Origin of the sequence: Rhodocista pekingensis (assembly GCF_042665545.1) — a bacterium.
Lineage (GTDB): Bacteria > Pseudomonadota > Alphaproteobacteria > Azospirillales > Azospirillaceae > Rhodocista > Rhodocista pekingensis.
Genome location: NZ_JBHTCM010000004.1, coordinates 1 through 16393 on the forward strand (window position 1 = coordinate 1; position 16393 = coordinate 16393).

The 16393-nt window shown below is 67.5% G+C and carries 29 protein-coding genes; 27 read left to right on the forward strand and 2 right to left on the reverse strand.

Annotated elements, in window-relative coordinates; genetic code table 11:
- The first annotated feature begins 124 nt into the window (after nt 1-124).
- The 27 genes from rpsJ to rplQ all read left to right on the forward strand — a co-directional run bounded on the left by rpsJ (nt 125) and on the right by rplQ (nt 14925).
- Nucleotides 125-433, forward strand: coding sequence for a 30S ribosomal protein S10 (rpsJ, locus tag ACFQPS_RS00530; protein WP_012565932.1), 309 nt, complete (start codon nt 125-127; stop codon nt 431-433).
- Between the two features lie 61 nt (nt 434-494).
- On the forward strand, nt 495-1202 hold the full coding sequence (gene rplC, locus ACFQPS_RS00535; RefSeq protein ID WP_377355537.1) for a 50S ribosomal protein L3: 708 nt from the start codon (nt 495-497) through the stop codon (nt 1200-1202).
- A 5-nt stretch (nt 1203-1207) separates the two neighbouring features.
- Nucleotides 1208-1828: a 50S ribosomal protein L4 gene (gene rplD, locus ACFQPS_RS00540; protein ID WP_377355540.1), complete on the forward strand. Its 621-nt coding sequence runs from the start codon at nt 1208-1210 to the stop codon at nt 1826-1828.
- Complete coding sequence (locus ACFQPS_RS00545; protein WP_377355541.1) at nt 1825-2145, forward strand: 50S ribosomal protein L23; 321 nt, start codon at nt 1825-1827, stop codon at nt 2143-2145. Before rplD ends, ACFQPS_RS00545 begins: the two co-directional genes overlap by 4 nt.
- Nucleotides 2146-2155: 10 nt before the next feature.
- Nucleotides 2156-2983 carry a 50S ribosomal protein L2 gene (rplB, locus tag ACFQPS_RS00550; RefSeq protein ID WP_012565936.1) on the forward strand — a complete coding sequence of 276 codons (828 nt, stop codon included), beginning with the start codon at nt 2156-2158 and terminating at the stop codon, nt 2981-2983.
- 11 nt (nt 2984-2994) lie between these two features.
- Nucleotides 2995-3273, forward strand: a complete 279-nt coding sequence (gene rpsS / locus ACFQPS_RS00555; RefSeq protein WP_012565937.1) for a 30S ribosomal protein S19 — start codon at nt 2995-2997, stop codon at nt 3271-3273.
- 1 nt (nt 3274) lies between these two features.
- Nucleotides 3275-3673: a 50S ribosomal protein L22 gene (gene rplV / locus ACFQPS_RS00560; RefSeq protein ID WP_377355543.1), complete on the forward strand. Its 399-nt coding sequence runs from the start codon at nt 3275-3277 to the stop codon at nt 3671-3673.
- Nucleotides 3673-4350 carry a 30S ribosomal protein S3 gene (gene rpsC, locus ACFQPS_RS00565; protein WP_377355545.1) on the forward strand — a complete coding sequence of 226 codons (678 nt, stop codon included), beginning with the start codon at nt 3673-3675 and terminating at the stop codon, nt 4348-4350. The genes rplV and rpsC overlap by 1 nt, the downstream gene beginning before the upstream one ends.
- 38 nt (nt 4351-4388) lie before the next feature.
- The gene (rplP, locus tag ACFQPS_RS00570) at nt 4389-4814 is read left to right on the forward strand and encodes a 50S ribosomal protein L16 (protein ID WP_012565940.1); all 426 of its coding nucleotides are present in this window, start codon (nt 4389-4391) and stop codon (nt 4812-4814) included.
- Nucleotides 4811-5020 carry a 50S ribosomal protein L29 gene (gene rpmC / locus ACFQPS_RS00575; RefSeq protein WP_012565941.1) on the forward strand — a complete coding sequence of 70 codons (210 nt, stop codon included), beginning with the start codon at nt 4811-4813 and terminating at the stop codon, nt 5018-5020. The genes rplP and rpmC overlap by 4 nt, the downstream gene beginning before the upstream one ends.
- Before the next feature lie 16 nt (nt 5021-5036).
- On the forward strand, nt 5037-5294 hold the full coding sequence (gene rpsQ / locus ACFQPS_RS00580) for a 30S ribosomal protein S17 (RefSeq protein ID WP_377355548.1): 258 nt from the start codon (nt 5037-5039) through the stop codon (nt 5292-5294).
- A gap of 18 nt (nt 5295-5312) precedes the next feature.
- Nucleotides 5313-5681 carry a 50S ribosomal protein L14 gene (gene rplN / locus ACFQPS_RS00585; protein ID WP_377355550.1) on the forward strand — a complete coding sequence of 123 codons (369 nt, stop codon included), beginning with the start codon at nt 5313-5315 and terminating at the stop codon, nt 5679-5681.
- Nucleotides 5681-5998: a 50S ribosomal protein L24 gene (rplX, locus tag ACFQPS_RS00590; RefSeq protein ID WP_012565944.1), complete on the forward strand. Its 318-nt coding sequence runs from the start codon at nt 5681-5683 to the stop codon at nt 5996-5998. Before rplN ends, rplX begins: the two co-directional genes overlap by 1 nt.
- Before the next feature lie 8 nt (nt 5999-6006).
- On the forward strand, nt 6007-6549 hold the full coding sequence (gene rplE, locus ACFQPS_RS00595; protein WP_012565945.1) for a 50S ribosomal protein L5: 543 nt from the start codon (nt 6007-6009) through the stop codon (nt 6547-6549).
- Between the two features lie 17 nt (nt 6550-6566).
- A complete protein-coding gene (gene rpsN / locus ACFQPS_RS00600; RefSeq protein ID WP_377355553.1) occupies nt 6567-6872 on the forward strand; it encodes a 30S ribosomal protein S14 in 306 nt (101 codons plus the stop codon).
- A 13-nt stretch (nt 6873-6885) separates the two neighbouring features.
- Entirely contained in the window at nt 6886-7284 is a 399-nt protein-coding gene (rpsH, locus tag ACFQPS_RS00605; protein ID WP_012565947.1) for a 30S ribosomal protein S8, read from the forward strand.
- Between the two features lie 11 nt (nt 7285-7295).
- Nucleotides 7296-7829: a 50S ribosomal protein L6 gene (gene rplF / locus ACFQPS_RS00610; RefSeq protein WP_012565948.1), complete on the forward strand. Its 534-nt coding sequence runs from the start codon at nt 7296-7298 to the stop codon at nt 7827-7829.
- Between the two features lie 11 nt (nt 7830-7840).
- Nucleotides 7841-8203, forward strand: a complete 363-nt coding sequence (rplR, locus tag ACFQPS_RS00615; RefSeq protein WP_012565949.1) for a 50S ribosomal protein L18 — start codon at nt 7841-7843, stop codon at nt 8201-8203.
- Nucleotides 8204-8215: 12 nt separating this feature from the next.
- Entirely contained in the window at nt 8216-8848 is a 633-nt protein-coding gene (gene rpsE, locus ACFQPS_RS00620; protein ID WP_012565950.1) for a 30S ribosomal protein S5, read from the forward strand.
- The gene (gene rpmD / locus ACFQPS_RS00625; RefSeq protein ID WP_012565951.1) at nt 8845-9036 is read left to right on the forward strand and encodes a 50S ribosomal protein L30; all 192 of its coding nucleotides are present in this window, start codon (nt 8845-8847) and stop codon (nt 9034-9036) included. Before rpsE ends, rpmD begins: the two co-directional genes overlap by 4 nt.
- 33 nt (nt 9037-9069) lie before the next feature.
- Nucleotides 9070-9552, forward strand: a complete 483-nt coding sequence (rplO, locus tag ACFQPS_RS00630) for a 50S ribosomal protein L15 (RefSeq protein WP_377355557.1) — start codon at nt 9070-9072, stop codon at nt 9550-9552.
- 452 nt (nt 9553-10004) lie between these two features.
- Entirely contained in the window at nt 10005-11351 is a 1347-nt protein-coding gene (gene secY / locus ACFQPS_RS00635; RefSeq protein WP_377355559.1) for a preprotein translocase subunit SecY, read from the forward strand.
- Entirely contained in the window at nt 11348-11995 is a 648-nt protein-coding gene (locus ACFQPS_RS00640) for an adenylate kinase (protein ID WP_377355561.1), read from the forward strand. Before secY ends, ACFQPS_RS00640 begins: the two co-directional genes overlap by 4 nt.
- Nucleotides 11996-12413: 418 nt before the next feature.
- Nucleotides 12414-12782, forward strand: a complete 369-nt coding sequence (gene rpsM, locus ACFQPS_RS00645) for a 30S ribosomal protein S13 (RefSeq protein WP_012565955.1) — start codon at nt 12414-12416, stop codon at nt 12780-12782.
- Between the two features lie 21 nt (nt 12783-12803).
- Nucleotides 12804-13202, forward strand: coding sequence for a 30S ribosomal protein S11 (gene rpsK, locus ACFQPS_RS00650; RefSeq protein ID WP_012565956.1), 399 nt, complete (start codon nt 12804-12806; stop codon nt 13200-13202).
- A 133-nt stretch (nt 13203-13335) separates the two neighbouring features.
- Entirely contained in the window at nt 13336-14352 is a 1017-nt protein-coding gene (locus ACFQPS_RS00655) for a DNA-directed RNA polymerase subunit alpha (protein WP_012565957.1), read from the forward strand.
- A gap of 153 nt (nt 14353-14505) precedes the next feature.
- On the forward strand, nt 14506-14925 hold the full coding sequence (gene rplQ / locus ACFQPS_RS00660; RefSeq protein ID WP_377355565.1) for a 50S ribosomal protein L17: 420 nt from the start codon (nt 14506-14508) through the stop codon (nt 14923-14925).
- A gap of 192 nt (nt 14926-15117) precedes the next feature.
- Here the strand turns inward: rplQ and ACFQPS_RS00665 are convergent, their stop codons facing one another.
- Complete coding sequence (locus ACFQPS_RS00665; RefSeq protein WP_377355567.1) at nt 15118-15486, reverse strand: hypothetical protein; 369 nt, start codon at nt 15484-15486, stop codon at nt 15118-15120.
- Between the two features lie 81 nt (nt 15487-15567).
- Complete coding sequence (locus ACFQPS_RS00670; RefSeq protein WP_377355569.1) at nt 15568-16386, reverse strand: PRC-barrel domain-containing protein; 819 nt, start codon at nt 16384-16386, stop codon at nt 15568-15570.
- Nucleotides 16387-16393: the final 7 nt, after the last annotated feature.

A 16393-nucleotide genomic window follows, 5' to 3' on the forward strand; every position in this document is an offset into this window, starting at 1 on the left:
TCGCCATCCGCGAGGGCGGCCGCACCGTCGGCGCCGGCGTCGTCTCCAAGATCATCGAGTAACAGCCGGGAATGGTGGCCGGCGCCGGGATCGCCCGGCGCCGCCCCGAAGAAGGGTATCGAAGATGGAAAGCCAGAACATCCGGATCCGCCTGAAGGCGTTCGATCACCGCGTGCTCGACCAGAGCACGAGCGAGATCGTCAACACCGCCAAGCGGACCGGTGCCCGGGTTCGCGGTCCGATCCCGCTTCCGACGCAGATCGAGAAGTTCACGGTCAACCGCAGCCCGCACATCGACAAGAAGTCGCGTGAGCAGTTCGAGATCCGCACCCACAAGCGTCTGCTGGACATCGTCGATCCGACGCCGCAGACCGTGGATGCGCTGATGAAGCTCGACCTCGCCGCCGGCGTCGACGTCGAGATCAAGATCTGAGTGAATGTGGCGTACGGGACCTCTCCCACAGAGGACGTCCCGCAGTAGGAGAAGAAAGACGATGCGATCCGGATTGATCGCGCAGAAACTGGGCATGACCCGCGTCTTCACGGACGAGGGCGAGCACGTTCCGGTGACTGTGCTGAAATTGGACCAGGTTCAGGTGGTCGCTCAGCGGACCGAGGACCGGGACGGCTACACCGCCCTGCAACTCGGCGCCGGCAAGGCCAAGGTGAAGAACGTCGCCAAGGCCCAGCGTGAGCAGTTCGCCCGCGCCAAGGTCGAGCCGAAGAAGAAGCTCGTCGAGTTCCGGGTGACCCCCGACGCGCTGATCGAGGTGGGCGCCGAGATCACGGCCGACCACTTCGTCCCCGGTCAGTTCGTCGACGTGACGGGCACCACCATCGGCCGTGGCTTCACGGGCCCGATGCGGCGCTGGAACTTCGGCGGTCTGCGTGCGACCCACGGCGTGTCCGTGTCGCACCGCAGCCACGGTTCGACCGGCGGCCGTCAGGACCCCGGCAAGACCTTCAAGAACAAGAAGATGGCCGGTCACTACGGCGTCGAGAAGGTCACCGTGCAGAACCTGAAGGTCGTCCAGGTGGATGCCGAGCGCGGCCTCATCCTGGTCAAGGGCGCGATCCCCGGCCACGAGGGCGGCTGGGTCCTGATCCGGGACGCCGTGAAGAAGAAGCTGCCGGACGGCGCGCCGTTCCCGGGCGCGATCCGCGCACCGGCGGCCGATACTCCTGCCGCGCAGGAGGGCTGAGTATCATGAAGACGACGGTCAAGAACCTGAACAACGAGACGGTCGGCGAGATCGAGCTGGCCGACGAGGTCTTCGGCCTGCCGACCCGGCAGGACATCCTGACCCGCATGGTGCTGTGGCAGCTCGCCAAGCGCCGGCAGGGGACGCACAAGGCCAAGGGCATCAGCGAGATCGCCGGCACCACGAAGAAGCCGTGGCGCCAGAAGGGCACCGGCCGCGCCCGCCAGGGCTCGACCCGCTCGCCGCAGTTCCGCGGCGGCGCGCGCATCTTCGGGCCGGTCGTGCGCAGCCATGAGCACGACCTGACCAAGAAGGTCCGCAAGCTGGCCCTGAAGACCGCCCTGTCGACCAAGGCCGCCGAGGGCAAGCTCTTCGTGCTGGAGGCCGCCAAGGCCGACACGCACAAGACGAAGGCGCTGGCCGCCCAGCTCAAGACGCTGGGGCTGACCTCCGCCCTGATCATCGATGGCGCCAACCTGGACGAGACGTTCGTGCGGGCTGCCCGCAACATCCCGCACCTGGATGTGCTGCCGGAGCAGGGGGCCAACGTCTACGACATCCTGCGTCGCGATGTGCTGGTGCTCACCCGCAACGCGGTCGAGCAGCTGGAGGCCCGCCTGAAATGAGCAAGACCACGACGAAGCCGACGGTGAGCCAGGAGCGGATGTACGATCTGATCCTCGCTCCTGTCATCACCGAGAAGGCCACCATGGGCTCGGAGCACAACCAGGTCACCTTCAAGGTGCCCCTGGAGGCTTCCAAGCCGGAGATCAAGGCGGCGGTCGAGGGCGTGTTCAAGGTCAAGGTCACGGCGGTCAACACCGTCGTGGTCAAGGGCAAGACCAAGCGCTTCCGCGGCACTGTCTACCGCCGGTCGGACTACAAGAAGGCCGTCGTCACCCTCGCCGAGGGACAGACGATCGACGTGACGACGGGCGTGTGAGGGTAGAGCGATGGCATTGAAGACGTTCCGTCCCATCACGCCGAGCCTGCGCCAGCTTGTGCTGGTCGACCGCTCGGAGCTGTGGAAGGGCAAGCCCGTCAAGGCTCTGACCGAGGGCCTCACCGGCTCCGGCGGCCGCAACAACACCGGCCGCATCACCGCGCGCCGCATGGGTGGTGGCCACAAGCGCCGCTACCGCCTGGTGGACTTCAAGCGCCGCATGAAGCCGGACATGCCGGCGACCGTGGAGCGGCTGGAGTACGATCCGAACCGGACGGCGTTCATCGCCCTGATCCGGTACACGGACGGCACCCTGGCCTACATCCTGGCGCCGCAGCGGCTGAAGGCCGGCGACACCGTCGTCTCCGGTGAGAAGGTCGACGTGAAGCCGGGCAACGCCATGCCGCTGCGGAACATCCCGGTCGGCACCATCGTGCACAATGTCGAGCTGAAGCCGGGCAAGGGCGGGCAGTTGGCGCGCGCCGCCGGTACCTACCTGCAGCTCGTCGGCCGCGACCAGGGCTACGCCCAGCTCAAGCTGCCCTCGGGCGAGCTGCGCGTCGTCCGCGGGGAATGCTTCGCCACCATCGGCGCGGTTTCGAACCCGGACCAGGCCAACGTCGTGATCGGCAAGGCCGGCCGCAACCGCTGGCTCGGGCGTCGCCCGTCCGTCCGCGGCGTGGTCATGAACCCGATCGACCACCCGCACGGCGGCGGCGAAGGCCGCACGTCCGGCGGCCGCCACCCGGTCACCCCGTGGGGCAAGCCGACCAAGGGTAAGAAGACGCGTCAAAACAAGGCGACGGACAAGTTCATCATCCGTCGTCGTGCGAAGTAAGGAGTGGAGCCGTGACCCGTTCCGTCTGGAAGGGGCCGTTCGTTGACGGCTACCTGTTGAAGAAGGCAGAGAAGGCGCGCGCGTCGGGCCGCAACGAGATCATCAAGATCTGGTCGCGCCGCTCCACCATCCTGCCGCAGTTCGTGGGCCTCACCTTCGGGGTGTACAACGGCCAGAAGTTCCTGCCGGTGCTGGTGACCGAGAACATGATCGGCCACAAGTTCGGAGAGTTCTCGCCGACGCGGACGTTCTACGGCCACGCGGCCGACAAGAAGGCGAAGAGGAAGTAACATGGGCAAGCCAGCGGCAGAGCGGCGCCTCTCCGAAAACGAGGCCCAGGCCTTCGCCCGGTTGATCCGGTCGAGCCCGCGTAAGCTGAACCTGGTCGCGCAGCTGATCCGGGGGAAGACCGCCGGTGAGGCGCTGGCCCTGCTCACCTTCTCCAAGCGGCGCGTCGCCGGCGAGGTGAAGAAGGTGTTGCAGTCGGCCATCGCCAACGCCGAAAACAACCATCAGCTCGACGTCGACCGGCTGTACGTGTCCCACGCCACCGTGGGCCGCGCCCTGGTGATGAAGCGCTTCCACGCCCGGGCCCGCGGTCGCGGCGCCCGTGTCGAGAAGTGGTTCAGCAACCTCACCGTGGTCGTGCGTGAGCGCGCCGACGAGCCGGTCCAGGAGGCCGCCGAGTAATGGGTCAGAAAGTCAATCCCGTCGGGCTGCGGCTCGGCATCAACCGGACCTGGGACAGCCGCTGGTTCGCCGCGCGCGACTATGCGGAGCTGCTGCACCAGGACCTGAAGCTGCGCAAGTTCCTGCAAGGCAAGTTGCAGGCTGCCGGCGTGTCCCGCATCGTCATCGAGCGGCCGGCCAAGAAGGCCCGCGTCACCATCCACACGGCCCGTCCGGGTGTGGTGATCGGCAAGAAGGGCGCCGACATCGAGAAGCTGCGTGGCACGCTGGGCACCATGGCCGGCGGTGAGGTCAGCCTGAACATCGTCGAGATCCGCAAGCCGGAACTCGACGCCCGGCTGATCGCCGAGAACATCGCCAGCCAGCTCGAGCGCCGCGTCGCCTTCCGTCGCGCCATGAAGCGCGCCGTGCAGTCGGCCATGCGCCTGGGCGCCCAGGGCATCCGGATCAACTGCTCCGGCCGTCTGGGCGGGGCGGAGATCGCGCGTCTGGAGTGGTACCGCGAAGGCCGCGTGCCGCTGCACACCCTCCGCGCCGACATCGACTACGGGACGGCCACGGCCAAGACCACCTACGGCACCTGCGGCGTGAAGGTCTGGGTGTTCAAGGGTGAGATCCTGGCGCACGACCCCATGGCGCAGGACAAGCGCGCCATGGAGCAGGCGCCGGCCCGCTGACCGGTCGGATACTGGCAGGGATACGAAAGGCGATTGCCATGCTGAGTCCGAAGCGTACCAAGTACCGCAAGGCCCACAAGGGCCGCATCCACGGCACGGCCAAGGGCGGTACCTCCCTCAATTTCGGCGCCTACGGCCTGAAGGCCGTGGAGCCGATGCGCGTCACCGCGCGCCAGATCGAGAGCGCGCGCCGGGCCATCACCCGCCACCTGAAGCGTCAGGGGCGGGTCTGGATCCGGATTTTCCCCGACCTCCCGGTCTCGACCAAGCCGGCCGAAGTCCGAATGGGCTCCGGTAAGGGCTCGCCCGAATTCTGGGCGGCCCGCGTGCATCCGGGTCGTATCATGTTCGAGGTCGACGGCGTTCCGCTCGATCTCGCCAAGCGCGCCTTCGAGCTGGCGGCTGCCAAGCTGCCGATCAAGACGCGGTTCATCACCCGCCTGGGTGAGGGAGGTGAGGCATGACGAAGGCCACCGACATTCGCACCAAGAGCGCGGATGAGCTGAACGAGCAGCTCCTCCAGCTCAAGAAGGAGCAGTTCAACCTGCGCTTCCAGCGCGCCTCCGGGCAGCTGGAGAATACGGCGCGGGTCCGGGAGGTGCGTCGCGACATCGCGCGCATCAAGACCATCCTGGGCGAGCGGACCCGGTCCGCTCAGCCCGCGTCCTGAGTAGGGGGAGCCTGTTATGCCCCGGCGTATTTTGCAGGGCACGGTGGTGAGCGACAAGGGCGACAAGACGATCATCGTCTTGGTAGAACGCCGCGTCATGCACCCCGTCTATAAGAAGTTCATCAAGCAGTCCAAGAAGTACGCCGCCCACGACGAGGCGAACGCGTTCAAGATCGGCGATGTCGTCCAGATCGAGGAATGCCGTCCGATCTCGAAGCGGAAGCGGTGGACCGTGGTTACCGGCGCGGCCGCCGAGGCCGGCGCTGCAAGCTGAGCATAAGGAAATCATCCCATGATCCAGATGCAAACCAACCTGGAGGTCGCGGACAACAGCGGCGCGCGCCGGGTGCAGTGCATCAAGGTGCTGGGCGGCGCGGGTCGCCGGTTCGCCGCCGTTGGCGACGTCATCGTCGTCTCGGTGAAGGAGGCGATCCCGCGCGGCCGCGTGAAGAAGGGTGACGTGCATCGCGCCGTCATCGTCCGCACCGCCAAGGAGATCCGTCGTGAGGACGGCTCCTGCATCCGCTTCGACCGCAACGCGGCCGTGCTCATCAACAAGCAGGGCGAGCCGATCGGCACCCGCATCTTCGGGCCGGTGACGCGTGAGCTGCGCGCCAAGAAGTACATGAAGATCATTTCCCTGGCGCCGGAGGTGCTGTGATGGCCGCGAAGATCCGCAAGAACGACCGCGTGGTCGTCCTCACCGGCAAGGACAAGGGAAAGACGGGTGAGGTCATCGAGGTCCTGCCGAAGGAGAACCGGGTCAAGGTGCGGGGCGTCAATCTGGTGAAGAAGCACCAGCGCCCGACCCCGACCCAGCAGGGCGGCATTGTCGAGATCGAGGCGGCGCTGCACGTGTCCAACGTGGCGCACATCGACCCGAAGACCAGCAAGCCGACCCGCGTGGGGTTCAAGACGCTCGAAGACGGCCGCAAGGTGCGCGTCGCCAAGGCGTCCGGCGAAATCATCGACCTGTGAGGCGGACCATGGCTGCCCGACTGAAAGAGCGTTACGACACCGTGGTCCGGCCGAGTCTGAAGGCGGAGTTCAACTACGCCAACGACATGGAAGTGCCGCGCATCGAGAAGATCGTCATCAACATGGGCGTCGGCGAAGCGGCCGGCGACGGCAAGAAGATCCAGTCCGCCGTCGCCGATCTGACCGCGATCACCGGCCAGAAGCCCGTTGTGACGCGCGCCCGCAAGTCCATCGCCCAGTTCAAGCTGCGCGAGAACATGCCGATCGGCTGCAAGGTCACCCTGCGCCGCGACCGCATGTACGAGTTCCTCGACCGTCTGGTGACGATCGCCCTGCCGCGTGTCCGCGACTTCCGCGGCATCCCCGGCAACAGCTTCGATGGCCGTGGCAACTACGCCATGGGCCTGAAGGAGCAGTTGATCTTCCCGGAAATCGACTACGACAAGGTCGACGAGGTCCGGGGCATGGACATCATCATCGTGACGACGGCGAAGACCGACAAGGAGGCCAAGGCGCTCCTGAAGGGCTTCGACATGCCGTTCAGCAACTGAGCGGCGGGAGCGAGACCATGGCTAAGAAGAGCTCTGTCGAGAAGAACAAGCGCCGCCGCAAGATGGTGGCGCAGCAGGCGCCGAAGCGCGAAGCGCTGCGTGCCATCGCCCGCGACCGCGACCTCCCCCCGGAGGAGCGGTTCCAGGCGGTCCTGAAGCTGGCCGAGATGCCGCGCAACGGCAGCAAGGTCCGCATCCGGAACCGCTGCGAGCTGACGGGGCGCCCGCGCGCCTACTATCGCAAGTTCCGTCTCTCCCGCGTCACGCTGCGTGAGCTGGCCTCTACGGGCCAGATCCCCGGCATGACCAAGTCGAGCTGGTAAGGAGGGTCGGGTAATGAACCTGAGCGATCCCCTGGGCGATATGCTGACCCGTATCCGGAACGGTCAGAAGGCCCGTATGTCGGTCATCACGAGCCCGGCCTCGAAGCTGCGCACGAATGTCCTGGAAGTGCTGAAGCGTGAGGGCTACATCCGCGGCTACAATGTCGAGGATGTCCGCCCCGGTGTGCGCAATCTGCGCATCGAGCTGAAGTACCATGAAGGCGAGCCTGTGATTAAGGAGATCCACCGCGTCTCCAAGCCGGGCCGCCGCATCTATTCGAAGATCGCCGACCTGCCCCGCGTCTACAACGGGCTGGGTATTGCGATCCTGTCGACGCCGCGGGGCGTCATGTCCGATGCGGAGGCCCGCGCTGCCAATGTCGGCGGCGAGGTCCTCTGCAAGGTGTTCTAAGGAGAACGGACATGTCGCGTATCGGCAAGCATCCGGTTCCGGTGCCGGCCGGTGTGACCGTCACGGTCGCCGGCCAGAACCTCACCGCCAAGGGCAAGCTGGGTCAGCTCAGCCTGTCCCTCATCGACGACATCGCCGTCTCCATGGAGGATGGCAAGGTCGTCGTGCAGCCCCGCACCGAGACCAAGCGCGCCCGCCAGAACTGGGCCACCGCGCGGACCCTGGTGTTCAATCTGGTGAAGGGCGTCAATGACGGCTTCACCAAGAACCTCGAGATCAACGGCGTCGGCTACAAGGCTGCCGTCCAGGGCAAGGACCTGGTCCTGAACCTGGGCTACAGCCATGAGATCCGGTACCCCATCCCCGAGGGGATCACGATCAAGTGCGATAAGCCGACTTCGGTGTCGGTGAGTGGCACGGACAAGCAGCAGGTCGGCCAGGTGGCCGCGGAGATCCGCGCGTTCCGTGGGCCCGAGCCCTACAAGGGCAAGGGTGTGAAGTACGAGAACGAGGTGATCATCCGTAAGGAAGGCAAGAAGAAGTAGGGGCGCGGGACATGAGCAAGCAAAACGAACTCAACGCGCGGCGCAAGCAGCGCGTCCGGGCCCGGATCAAGAAGTACGGCAGCGGCCGTCCGCGTCTGTCCGTGTTCCGCTCCAGCAAGCACATCTATGCCCAGATCATCGACGACACGGCGGGCCACACGCTCGCCGCGGCGTCGAGCCTGGACAAGGATCTGCGCGAAGGCCTCAAGACGGGTGCCGATATCGACGCGGCGAAGGCGGTGGGCAAGCTCATCGCCGAGCGCGCCACGGCGAAGGGCGTCACCGCGGTCGTCTTCGACCGTGGCGCCTACCTGTTCCATGGCCGGGTGAAGGCTCTGGCCGACGCCGCGCGCGAAGCCGGCCTGCAGTTCTAAGGGGTATCGACCATGGCACGTAACGAGTCTGAGGCCGCGGGCGGCGAGCGGGAACGCCGGGGTCGTGACCGCGGCGAACGGCGCGAGCGCGGCGGCGACCGCGCCGAGCGGCGGGAGGATGGCGAGGAGCTTGTCGAAAAGCTCGTCGGCATCAACCGCGTGGCGAAGGTGGTGAAGGGCGGCCGTCGCTTCGGCTTCGCCGCCCTGGTGGTCGTGGGCGACGCGAAGGGCCGCGTCGGCGTCGGCGCCGGCAAGGCGCGCGAGGTTCCGGAGGCCATCCGCAAGGCCACCGACCAGGCCAAGCGCTCCATGATCCGCGTCCCCCTGCGGGAAGGCCGGACCCTGCATCATGACGTGTACGGCCACTTCGGTGCCGGCCGGGTCGTGCTGCGGGCCGCTCCTCCGGGCACCGGCATCATCGCCGGCGGTCCGATGCGCGCGATCTTGGAGGCGCTGGGCGTGGCCGACGTGGTGACCAAGTCGGTCGGCACGTCGAACCCGCACAACATGATCAAGGCGACGTTCGACGCGCTGAGCCGCTGCGTCAGCCCGCGGGCCGTCGCTGCCCGCCGCGGCCGCCGCGTCAGCGACATCCTCGGCAAGCGCGAGACGGGCGCTGGCGAGAGCAAGGAGGCCGCGGCATGAGCGAGAAGAACACCATCGTCGTCACGCAGATCGGCAGCCCGATCGGTCGGAAGTCCGACCAGCGGGCCACCCTGGTCGGCCTCGGCCTGAACAAGCTGCACCGGACGCGCGAGCTGGAGGATACTCCGGCCGTGCGGGGCATGATCGCCAAGGTGCATCACCTCGTGCGCGTCGAGAAGGCCTCCTGAGGCCTTCTCGATACGGCTTGAAGGAACGCTCCCATGAAGTTGAATGAACTGAAGGACAACCCCGGCGCCCGCAAGCAGCGGATGCGCGTGGGGCGCGGCATCGGGTCCGGCAAGGGCAAGACCGGTGGCCGCGGCGTGAAGGGTCAGAAGTCCCGTACCGGCGTGTCGATCAAGGGGTTCGAGGGCGGTCAGATGCCCTTGCACCGCCGGCTGCCGAAGCGCGGCTTCCGCAACATCTTCGCCAAGGACTACGCGGTGGTGAACCTGGGCAAGATCCAGGCTGCCATCGAGGCGGGCCGTCTGGAGACGGGCGCCCCGGTCACGGTGGACGTGCTGCGCAAGGCCGGGCTGGTGAAGGCCTCGCGTGACGGTGTCCGCCTGCTGGCGAAGGGCACTCTCACCACTGCCGTCACCTTCGAGGTGGCGGGGGCTTCCGCCGCCGCCGTCGAGGCGGTCGAGAAGGCGGGCGGCAAGGTCGTCGTCACCGGCGGCGAGCCGGCGGCCGCGGCCGAGTGATCCGGAAGGCCGGCGCCAGACGCCGGCCTTTCCGTTTCCAAGGGAACCCGTCCGGCCGGAAGGGCAGGGCGGGTCCCGGGCGCACGGAACCATCGGCTCCGGGCCTTCCCCTGCTGAAGCGCCCCGTCAGGGCCACGGCCGTGCTCCTGGCATGCCGCAGGCCGTTCCGGGTCGCGGCGACCGGGCCCGCGACGGCTGTCGCAGATCGCCGGCGGCTTGATCCGCGAGGGCCGGCCGGCCATATCCGTCCTGTCGGCGACGCAGCGGACGCCGGATGACGTTCCGGAGCGTGGGGTCGCTCGCCATGGGATCGACGTGCGGCCGCTTCCGATGCGACGCCCCCGTCGATGACTGTCGACACGACGCCGCGGTCGATGGATGTTGTCTGTCAACGCCGGGATCGCTACCTTCCCCGCGCGCCCGTCGGGCACTCTGAATTCAAGGGACTGAGAATGGCATCCGCCGCCGAGCAGCTTGCCGCCAACATCAATTTCGGCGCCTTCGCCAAGGCGACCGAGTTGAAGAAGCGCCTCTGGTTCACCCTGGGCGCCCTCCTCGTCTACCGGTTGGGCACCTACGTCCCGCTGCCCGGCATCAACGCCCAGGCCTTCGCCGACATCTTCAGCCAGGCGTCGGGCGGTATTCTGGGCATGTTCAACATGTTCGCGGGCGGCGCCATCGAGCGCATGAGCATCTTCGCCCTGAACATCATGCCGTACATCTCGGCGTCCATCATCATCCAGCTCATGACGGCCGTGTCGCCGTCGCTGGAGGCGCTGAAGAAGGAAGGCGAATCGGGCCGCAAGAAGCTCAACGAATACACCCGCTACCTGACCGTGGCGCTCGCCATCTTCCAGTCCTACGGCCTCGCGGCCGGTCTGGAAGGGCTGAGCACCAGCGCCGGCATCGGCGCGGTGCGGGACCCCGGCGTGTTCTTCCAGCTCAGCACCGTCATCACCATGGTGGGCGGCACCATGTTCCTGATGTGGCTGGGCGAGCAGATCACGGCGCGCGGCGTGGGCAACGGCATCTCGCTGATCATCTTCGCCGGCATCGTGGCGGCGCTGCCCGGTGCGCTGGCGCAGCTCCTGGAGCTGGGCCGGACCGGGGCGATCGAGACCTGGTTCATCATCTTCATGATGGTGATGGCGGTCGCGGTCGTGACCTTCATCGTCTTCATGGAGCGGGCGCAGCGCCGGCTGATCGTCCAGTATCCGAAGCGTCAGGTCGGCAACAAGATGTTCGGCGGCGAGTCTTCGCACCTGCCGCTGAAGCTCAACACCTCGGGCGTCATCCCGCCGATCTTCGCGTCCTCTCTGCTGCTGCTGCCGCTGACCGCGGTAGGGTTCAGCGGTGGCGAAGGGCCGGAGTGGCTGCGGACCCTGTCGGCCTATCTCGGGCACGGGACGCCGCTCTACATGTCGCTCTATGCGGCACTGATCATCTTCTTCTGCTTCTTCTATACCGCCATCGTCTTCAATCCGACGGAGACGGCGGAGAACCTGAAGAAGTATGGCGGCTTCATTCCGGGTATCCGTCCGGGCAAGAACACCGCCGACTATCTTGATTTCGTGCTGACGCGACTGACGGTGATCGGTGCGGCTTATCTCACCGTGGTCTGCCTGCTGCCGGAATTCCTGATCTCCCGGTATTCGATGCCCTTCTATTTCGGCGGCACCAGCCTGCTGATCGTCGTTACCGTCACCATGGATACCGTGGCGCAGATCCATTCCCACCTGTTGGCTCACCAGTACGAAGGCCTTATCAAGAAGGCCAAGCTTCGGGGGAGAAAGGGATGAATCTGATCCTGTTGGGGCCGCCGGGCGCCGGGAAGGGGACCCAGGCGCAGCGGCTCGAACGCACGCGGGGCATGGTCCAGCTTTCGACGGGCGACATGCTGCGGGCCCTGGTCCGCAGCGGCTCGCCGCTGGGCCAGCGGGCGGACGCGATCATGAAAGCGGGCCAGCTCGTGCCCGACGAGGTCATGATCGAGATGATCGCCGACCGTATCGAGCAGCCGGACTGTGCCAAGGGTTTCATCCTGGACGGCTTCCCCCGCACGGTGGTGCAGGCGGAGGCGCTGGACCGGATGCTGGCGGAGAAGGGCCTGCGCCTCGACCATGTGATCGAGATGGTGGTGGACGATGCCGCGCTGACCGAGCGCATCACCGGCCGCTTCACCTGCGCCAAGTGCGGCACGGGCTATCACGACACCTTCAAGCGTCCGGCCAAGGACGGGGTGTGCGATGTCTGCGGCTCGACGGAGTTCACCCGCCGGGCCGACGACAATGCCGAGACCGTGGGCAAGCGTCTGGAGGCCTATCACCGCCAGACCGCGCCGATCCTGCCCTACTATGCCGACCGCGGCGTGCTGAAGCAGGTGGACGGCATGGCGGACATTGCGGAAGTCGCCCGCCAGATCGAGGCGATCATCGCCGGTTGATCCAGGGGACGACGCCGTTCTGCTGCAAGCATCGGGGCCGGGGCGGAAACGCCACCGGCCCCTTCTTGCATGCGGGATCCGGGCGGGTTCGGCGGTCCGCGTCGGGGGGGAATGTGTGTCGGGGGGGAATGTGTTGACACGATGCACCCCGCGCGTATACTCGCGCGCCTTACGGATGCTGGCGGCGACGCCGCACCGTATGAGGTGGTGTCACCGGGCCGCAGCCGATCCAGCGCATCCTTTGATGGGGCGCGGGATGGCGTGCGGTCATCTTTGATTTGGGAATCCTGACACCCTCAGGGTTTCTTCGGATGAGATGCTCCGCCGCATCGCCCCGGTCCGGGGTCGCGGCAGGCGGGGTGTGGACGAAGATCGCCCGACCTCCGCGGGAGGCGGGCAGGAGACGAGGAGAGAGCGCGTGGCGCGTATCGCTGGCGTCAATATTCCCACGCAGAAGCGCGTGGAGATCGCCCTTCAGTACATCCATGGTATCGGTGCGGCCAAGGCCAAGGAGATCTGCGGCAAGGTCGGCATCCCGGTCGAGCGCCGGGTGCACCAGCTCACCGACGACGAAGTGCTCCGCATCCGCGAAGTGATCGACAGCGACTACAAGGTCGAAGGCGATCTGCGTCGCGAAGTCGCGATGAACATCAAGCGCCTGATGGACATGGCCTGCTATCGCGGCCTGCGCCACCGCAAGGGCCTGCCGGTCCGCGGTCAGCGCACGCACACGAACGCGCGGACCCGCAAGGGCCCGGCCAAGCCGATCGCCGGCAAGAAGAAGTAATCGCGAGAGCAGGATCAGACCATGGCCAAGCCTTCAGCCTCCGCCGCGCGCCTGCGTCGCCGTGAGCGCAAGAACATCACCGCCGGTGTTGCGCATGTGAATGCGAGCTTCAACAACACCATGATCACCATCACCGACGCGCAGGGCAACGCCATTGCCTGGTCGTCGGCCGGGACCATGGGGTTCAAGGGTTCGCGCAAGTCCACCCCGTACGCCGCCCAGGTGGCCGCCGAGGATGCCGGCCGCAAGGCGCAGGAGCACGGGATGAAGACCCTTGAGGTCGAGGTCAAGGGGCCGGGGTCGGGGCGTGAGTCCGCTCTCCGCGCGCTCCAGTCCATCGGCTTCCAGATCACCTCGATCCGCGACGTGACGCCGATTCCGCACAACGGCGTGCGTCCGCCGAAGAAGCGCCGCGTCTGACCGGCGCCCGCCAACGCGCTCCGGACACACCCCGCCCCGGGACAGACGGCCGCATGCCATCGCGGCCGTCCAAGCATTGGGGCGGGGTTCCGTGTCCGGGGATGCTCGACCCCCGATGGCATGAGGTTATCCCGTGATCCAGAAGAACTGGCAGACCCTCGAAAAGCCCAGCAAGCTCGACATCACCCCGGGCTCCGATCCGAAGCGCGAGGCGACCATCGTCGCCGGCCCGCTGGAGCGGGGCTTCGGTCTGACGCTGGGCAACGCGATCCGTCGCGTGCTGCTGTCCTCGCTTCAGGGGGCCGCCGTCACCTCGATCCACATCGACGGTGTGCTGCACGAATTCTCCTCGATCCCCGGCGTGCGCGAGGACGTGACGGATATCGTCCTCAACATCAAGGCCATGGCGCTGAAGATGGGCGCCGAGGGCCCGCGCCGCATGCGCCTGCGGGCCGAAGGTCCGTGCGAGGTGACCGCCGGCATGATCGAGACCGGCGCCGACATCGAGGTGCTGGACCCCGGCCATGTCATCTGCACGCTGGATTCCGGCGCGCGGCTGAACATGGAACTGACGGTCGCCATGGGTAAGGGCTACGTCCCGGCCAGCCAGAACCGTCCGGAGGATGCGCCGATCGGGCTCATCCCGGTGGACGCGATCTTCTCCCCGGTCCGCAAGGTCGCCTACAAGGTGGAGAACACCCGCGTCGGCCAGACCACGGACTACGACAAGCTGCTGCTGAACGTGGAGACGAACGGGGCCGTCAGCCCGGAGGACGCGGTGGCCATCGCCGCCCGCATCCTCCAGGACCAGCTCCAGATGTTCATCAACTTCGAGGAGCCGCAGGCGGCGGTCGCCGAGACGAAGGCGGACGAGATCCCCTTCAACAAGAACCTGCTGCGCAAGGTGGACGAGCTGGAACTTTCGGTCCGCTCGGCCAACTGCCTCAAGAACGACAACATCGTCTACATCGGCGACCTGGTGCAGAAGACCGAGGCGGAGATGCTCCGGACTCCGAACTTCGGCCGCAAGTCGCTGAACGAGATCAAGGAAGTGCTGGCCCAGATGGGTCTGCACCTCGGTATGGAAATCCCGAACTGGCCGCCCGAGAACATCGAGGATCTGGCCAAGCGTCTGGAAGAGCCGTACTGAGCCACGCGTTCCGCCGGCCTCCGGGAGCTTCTTCCGGGGGCCGTTCCCTCCGGGCCGTCCGGGCCCGCCTCCGCCGTGCAGACCATCCGGTCAGGGCGCGCGGGGATCACCACCGGGGACCTGCGGGGCCCCAAGCCATGAAGGAGAGCCGCCATGCGTCACGGTATCGCCGGGCGTAAGTTCAACCGCACCACCTCCCACCGTCTGGCCATGTTCTCCAACATGGCCAACGCGCTGATCAAGCACGAGCAGATCAAGACGACCCTGCCGAAGGCGAAGGACCTGCGTCCGATCGTCGAGCGCCTGATCACCCTGGGCAAGAAGGGCGGCCTTGCCAACAAGCGCCGCGCCTATGCCGAGCTGCGCGACCACGACATGGTCGAGAAGCTGTTCACCACCCTGGCCGAGCGCTACAAGGGCCGCCCCGGCGGCTACACCCGCGTGCTGAAGGCCGGCTTCCGCTACGGCGATGCCGCCCCGATGGGCGTGATCGAGCTGGTGGACCGCGATCCGGAGGCCAAGGGCCAGGACAGCGGCCCGGTCGAGGTGAAGGACGAGTCCGAGGAAGGCTGAGCCTTTCCGGTCCGATCGGTTGAGAAAGGGCGGCCCCGGCGGGCCGCCCTTTCTGCTTCAGGGACCCGGCGGTCGTTTCCGTCGGGCTCACTCCAGACACGGAACGGGCCAGACACGGAACGGGCCAGACACTGAACGGGCGGCCGAAGCCGCCCGTCCTTGCTGCGTGCCATCTGGTCCGCACTGCGCGGATCACTGCTGGCCGTCGGGCTTCTCCGGCACGGTCCGGATCGCCTCGTCGGTCTGTTCCAGCGCCCCTTCGACCGGCTCGTCCGACTGGCCCGGCGCCGCTCCCGGCGGGGTCGGGGTGACCGGCTCCTCCTGCAAGCCGACCTCCGGCTCCGTCGCGGTGCCCGCGGGCGGGGTGGTGGTCGTATCGGAGGCCGTGCCCGACGGTGGCACCGTGGTCGTGGTGCCGGGCTCCGCCGTCCCCGTGGTGGTCGCGGGCTGGCTGGCCGGCTCCTGGGCGTTCTGCTGGTCGTCGCCGCAGGCCGCCAGCAGGGGCAGGGCGAAGGCGGCCACCGCGGCCAGTCGCAGCAGACGCGACGTCTCGTAGGTCATTCTCGGTCTCCCTCTGTTCGGTGTGCCGGCGGCCCCGGCGGCGCACCGCCGGGGCCGGATCGTTCGTCGGGAATGCGGGCCCTACTGCCCCTGACCGGGCTGCGGCGCCTGACCGGTGGCCCGCCCCTGGCCTGACTGCTGCCCCTGGCCTGACTGCTGCCCCTGGCCTGACTGCCGGGCCTGCGCGGGCTGCTGTGCCTGTCCGGGCTGCTGCCCGGCGGACTGGCGCTGATCGCGTTCCCCGTCCGGGCCCAGCATCACCTGCCGCTGCCCGTCATAGCTGAAGTCCGGTGCCTCGCGCAGCGCGTCGGAGGAGATCGGCAGCCGCACCTGATCGCCGTCCTGGCCGACGCGGACCGTGTCGAAGGGTACGGCGACCAGCCGCTCGTTCATGCCGAGGAAGCCCGTGCTGGTCTGCACGACCAGGCTTTCGATCCCGCCGCCCTTGGCCAGGACCAGGTCGTGGACCTCGCCGACATCGTCGCCGCCCTGATCCACGACATCGAGGCCGATCAGCTTCTGCCGGTCCAGGCCGGCGTCGTAGAGCGACGCCTCGTGCCGGTTCATCCGCTCGATCCGGACCTGCGGCTTCTCCTGGGCCTGTTCGACGACGACCTGCGGTTCCGCCGTCTCGACCTGGATGTTGGCCTCGGCCCGGCGGATCTGGACGTTCGCCTGTCCGCCCTGGACCTCGGCCTGGACCGGCCCGCCGGGGGGCGGGGCGACCTGGACCTGCGGCGGCGGCTGGCGCACCTGGATCTCGGTCTCCTGCTGCGTCCGCGTCACGGTCTGGTTGCCCTGGGCCTGTCCCGGGTCCTGCGGGCGGTCCTGGGCCAGGGCCGCCGTGCCGGGCAGGGCCAGCAGCAGGGCGGCGGCGATGGGAAGTCTGGCGATGGTCATCTCGCTC

Bases quoted from the DNA above. Each gene is read 5' to 3' on its own strand.
- rplR (WP_012565949.1), top strand. From the start codon at position 7,841: ATGAGCAAGCAAAACGAACTCAACGCGCGGCGCAAGCAGCGCGTCCGG.
- ACFQPS_RS00670 (WP_377355569.1), bottom strand. From the start codon at position 16,386: ATGACCATCGCCAGACTTCCCATCGCCGCCGCCCTGCTGCTGGCCCTG.
- rplX (WP_012565944.1), top strand. From the start codon at position 5,681: ATGGCCGCGAAGATCCGCAAGAACGACCGCGTGGTCGTCCTCACCGGC.
- rpsJ (WP_012565932.1), top strand. From the start codon at position 125: ATGGAAAGCCAGAACATCCGGATCCGCCTGAAGGCGTTCGATCACCGC.
- rplC (WP_377355537.1), top strand. From the start codon at position 495: ATGCGATCCGGATTGATCGCGCAGAAACTGGGCATGACCCGCGTCTTC.
- ACFQPS_RS00545 (WP_377355541.1), top strand. From the start codon at position 1,825: ATGAGCAAGACCACGACGAAGCCGACGGTGAGCCAGGAGCGGATGTAC.
- rplQ (WP_377355565.1), top strand. From the start codon at position 14,506: ATGCGTCACGGTATCGCCGGGCGTAAGTTCAACCGCACCACCTCCCAC.
- secY (WP_377355559.1), top strand. From the start codon at position 10,005: ATGGCATCCGCCGCCGAGCAGCTTGCCGCCAACATCAATTTCGGCGCC.
- rplB (WP_012565936.1), top strand. From the start codon at position 2,156: ATGGCATTGAAGACGTTCCGTCCCATCACGCCGAGCCTGCGCCAGCTT.
- rpsQ (WP_377355548.1), top strand. From the start codon at position 5,037: ATGCCCCGGCGTATTTTGCAGGGCACGGTGGTGAGCGACAAGGGCGAC.
- rplF (WP_012565948.1), top strand. From the start codon at position 7,296: ATGTCGCGTATCGGCAAGCATCCGGTTCCGGTGCCGGCCGGTGTGACC.
- rplV (WP_377355543.1), top strand. From the start codon at position 3,275: ATGGGCAAGCCAGCGGCAGAGCGGCGCCTCTCCGAAAACGAGGCCCAG.
- rplP (WP_012565940.1), top strand. From the start codon at position 4,389: ATGCTGAGTCCGAAGCGTACCAAGTACCGCAAGGCCCACAAGGGCCGC.
- ACFQPS_RS00640 (WP_377355561.1), top strand. From the start codon at position 11,348: ATGAATCTGATCCTGTTGGGGCCGCCGGGCGCCGGGAAGGGGACCCAG.
- rplE (WP_012565945.1), top strand. From the start codon at position 6,007: ATGGCTGCCCGACTGAAAGAGCGTTACGACACCGTGGTCCGGCCGAGT.
- rpsC (WP_377355545.1), top strand. From the start codon at position 3,673: ATGGGTCAGAAAGTCAATCCCGTCGGGCTGCGGCTCGGCATCAACCGG.
- rpsK (WP_012565956.1), top strand. From the start codon at position 12,804: ATGGCCAAGCCTTCAGCCTCCGCCGCGCGCCTGCGTCGCCGTGAGCGC.
- rplN (WP_377355550.1), top strand. From the start codon at position 5,313: ATGATCCAGATGCAAACCAACCTGGAGGTCGCGGACAACAGCGGCGCG.
- rplD (WP_377355540.1), top strand. From the start codon at position 1,208: ATGAAGACGACGGTCAAGAACCTGAACAACGAGACGGTCGGCGAGATC.
- rpmD (WP_012565951.1), top strand. From the start codon at position 8,845: ATGAGCGAGAAGAACACCATCGTCGTCACGCAGATCGGCAGCCCGATC.
- rpsN (WP_377355553.1), top strand. From the start codon at position 6,567: ATGGCTAAGAAGAGCTCTGTCGAGAAGAACAAGCGCCGCCGCAAGATG.
- rplO (WP_377355557.1), top strand. From the start codon at position 9,070: ATGAAGTTGAATGAACTGAAGGACAACCCCGGCGCCCGCAAGCAGCGG.
- rpmC (WP_012565941.1), top strand. From the start codon at position 4,811: ATGACGAAGGCCACCGACATTCGCACCAAGAGCGCGGATGAGCTGAAC.
- rpsE (WP_012565950.1), top strand. From the start codon at position 8,216: ATGGCACGTAACGAGTCTGAGGCCGCGGGCGGCGAGCGGGAACGCCGG.
- rpsH (WP_012565947.1), top strand. From the start codon at position 6,886: ATGAACCTGAGCGATCCCCTGGGCGATATGCTGACCCGTATCCGGAAC.
- ACFQPS_RS00665 (WP_377355567.1), bottom strand. From the start codon at position 15,486: ATGACCTACGAGACGTCGCGTCTGCTGCGACTGGCCGCGGTGGCCGCC.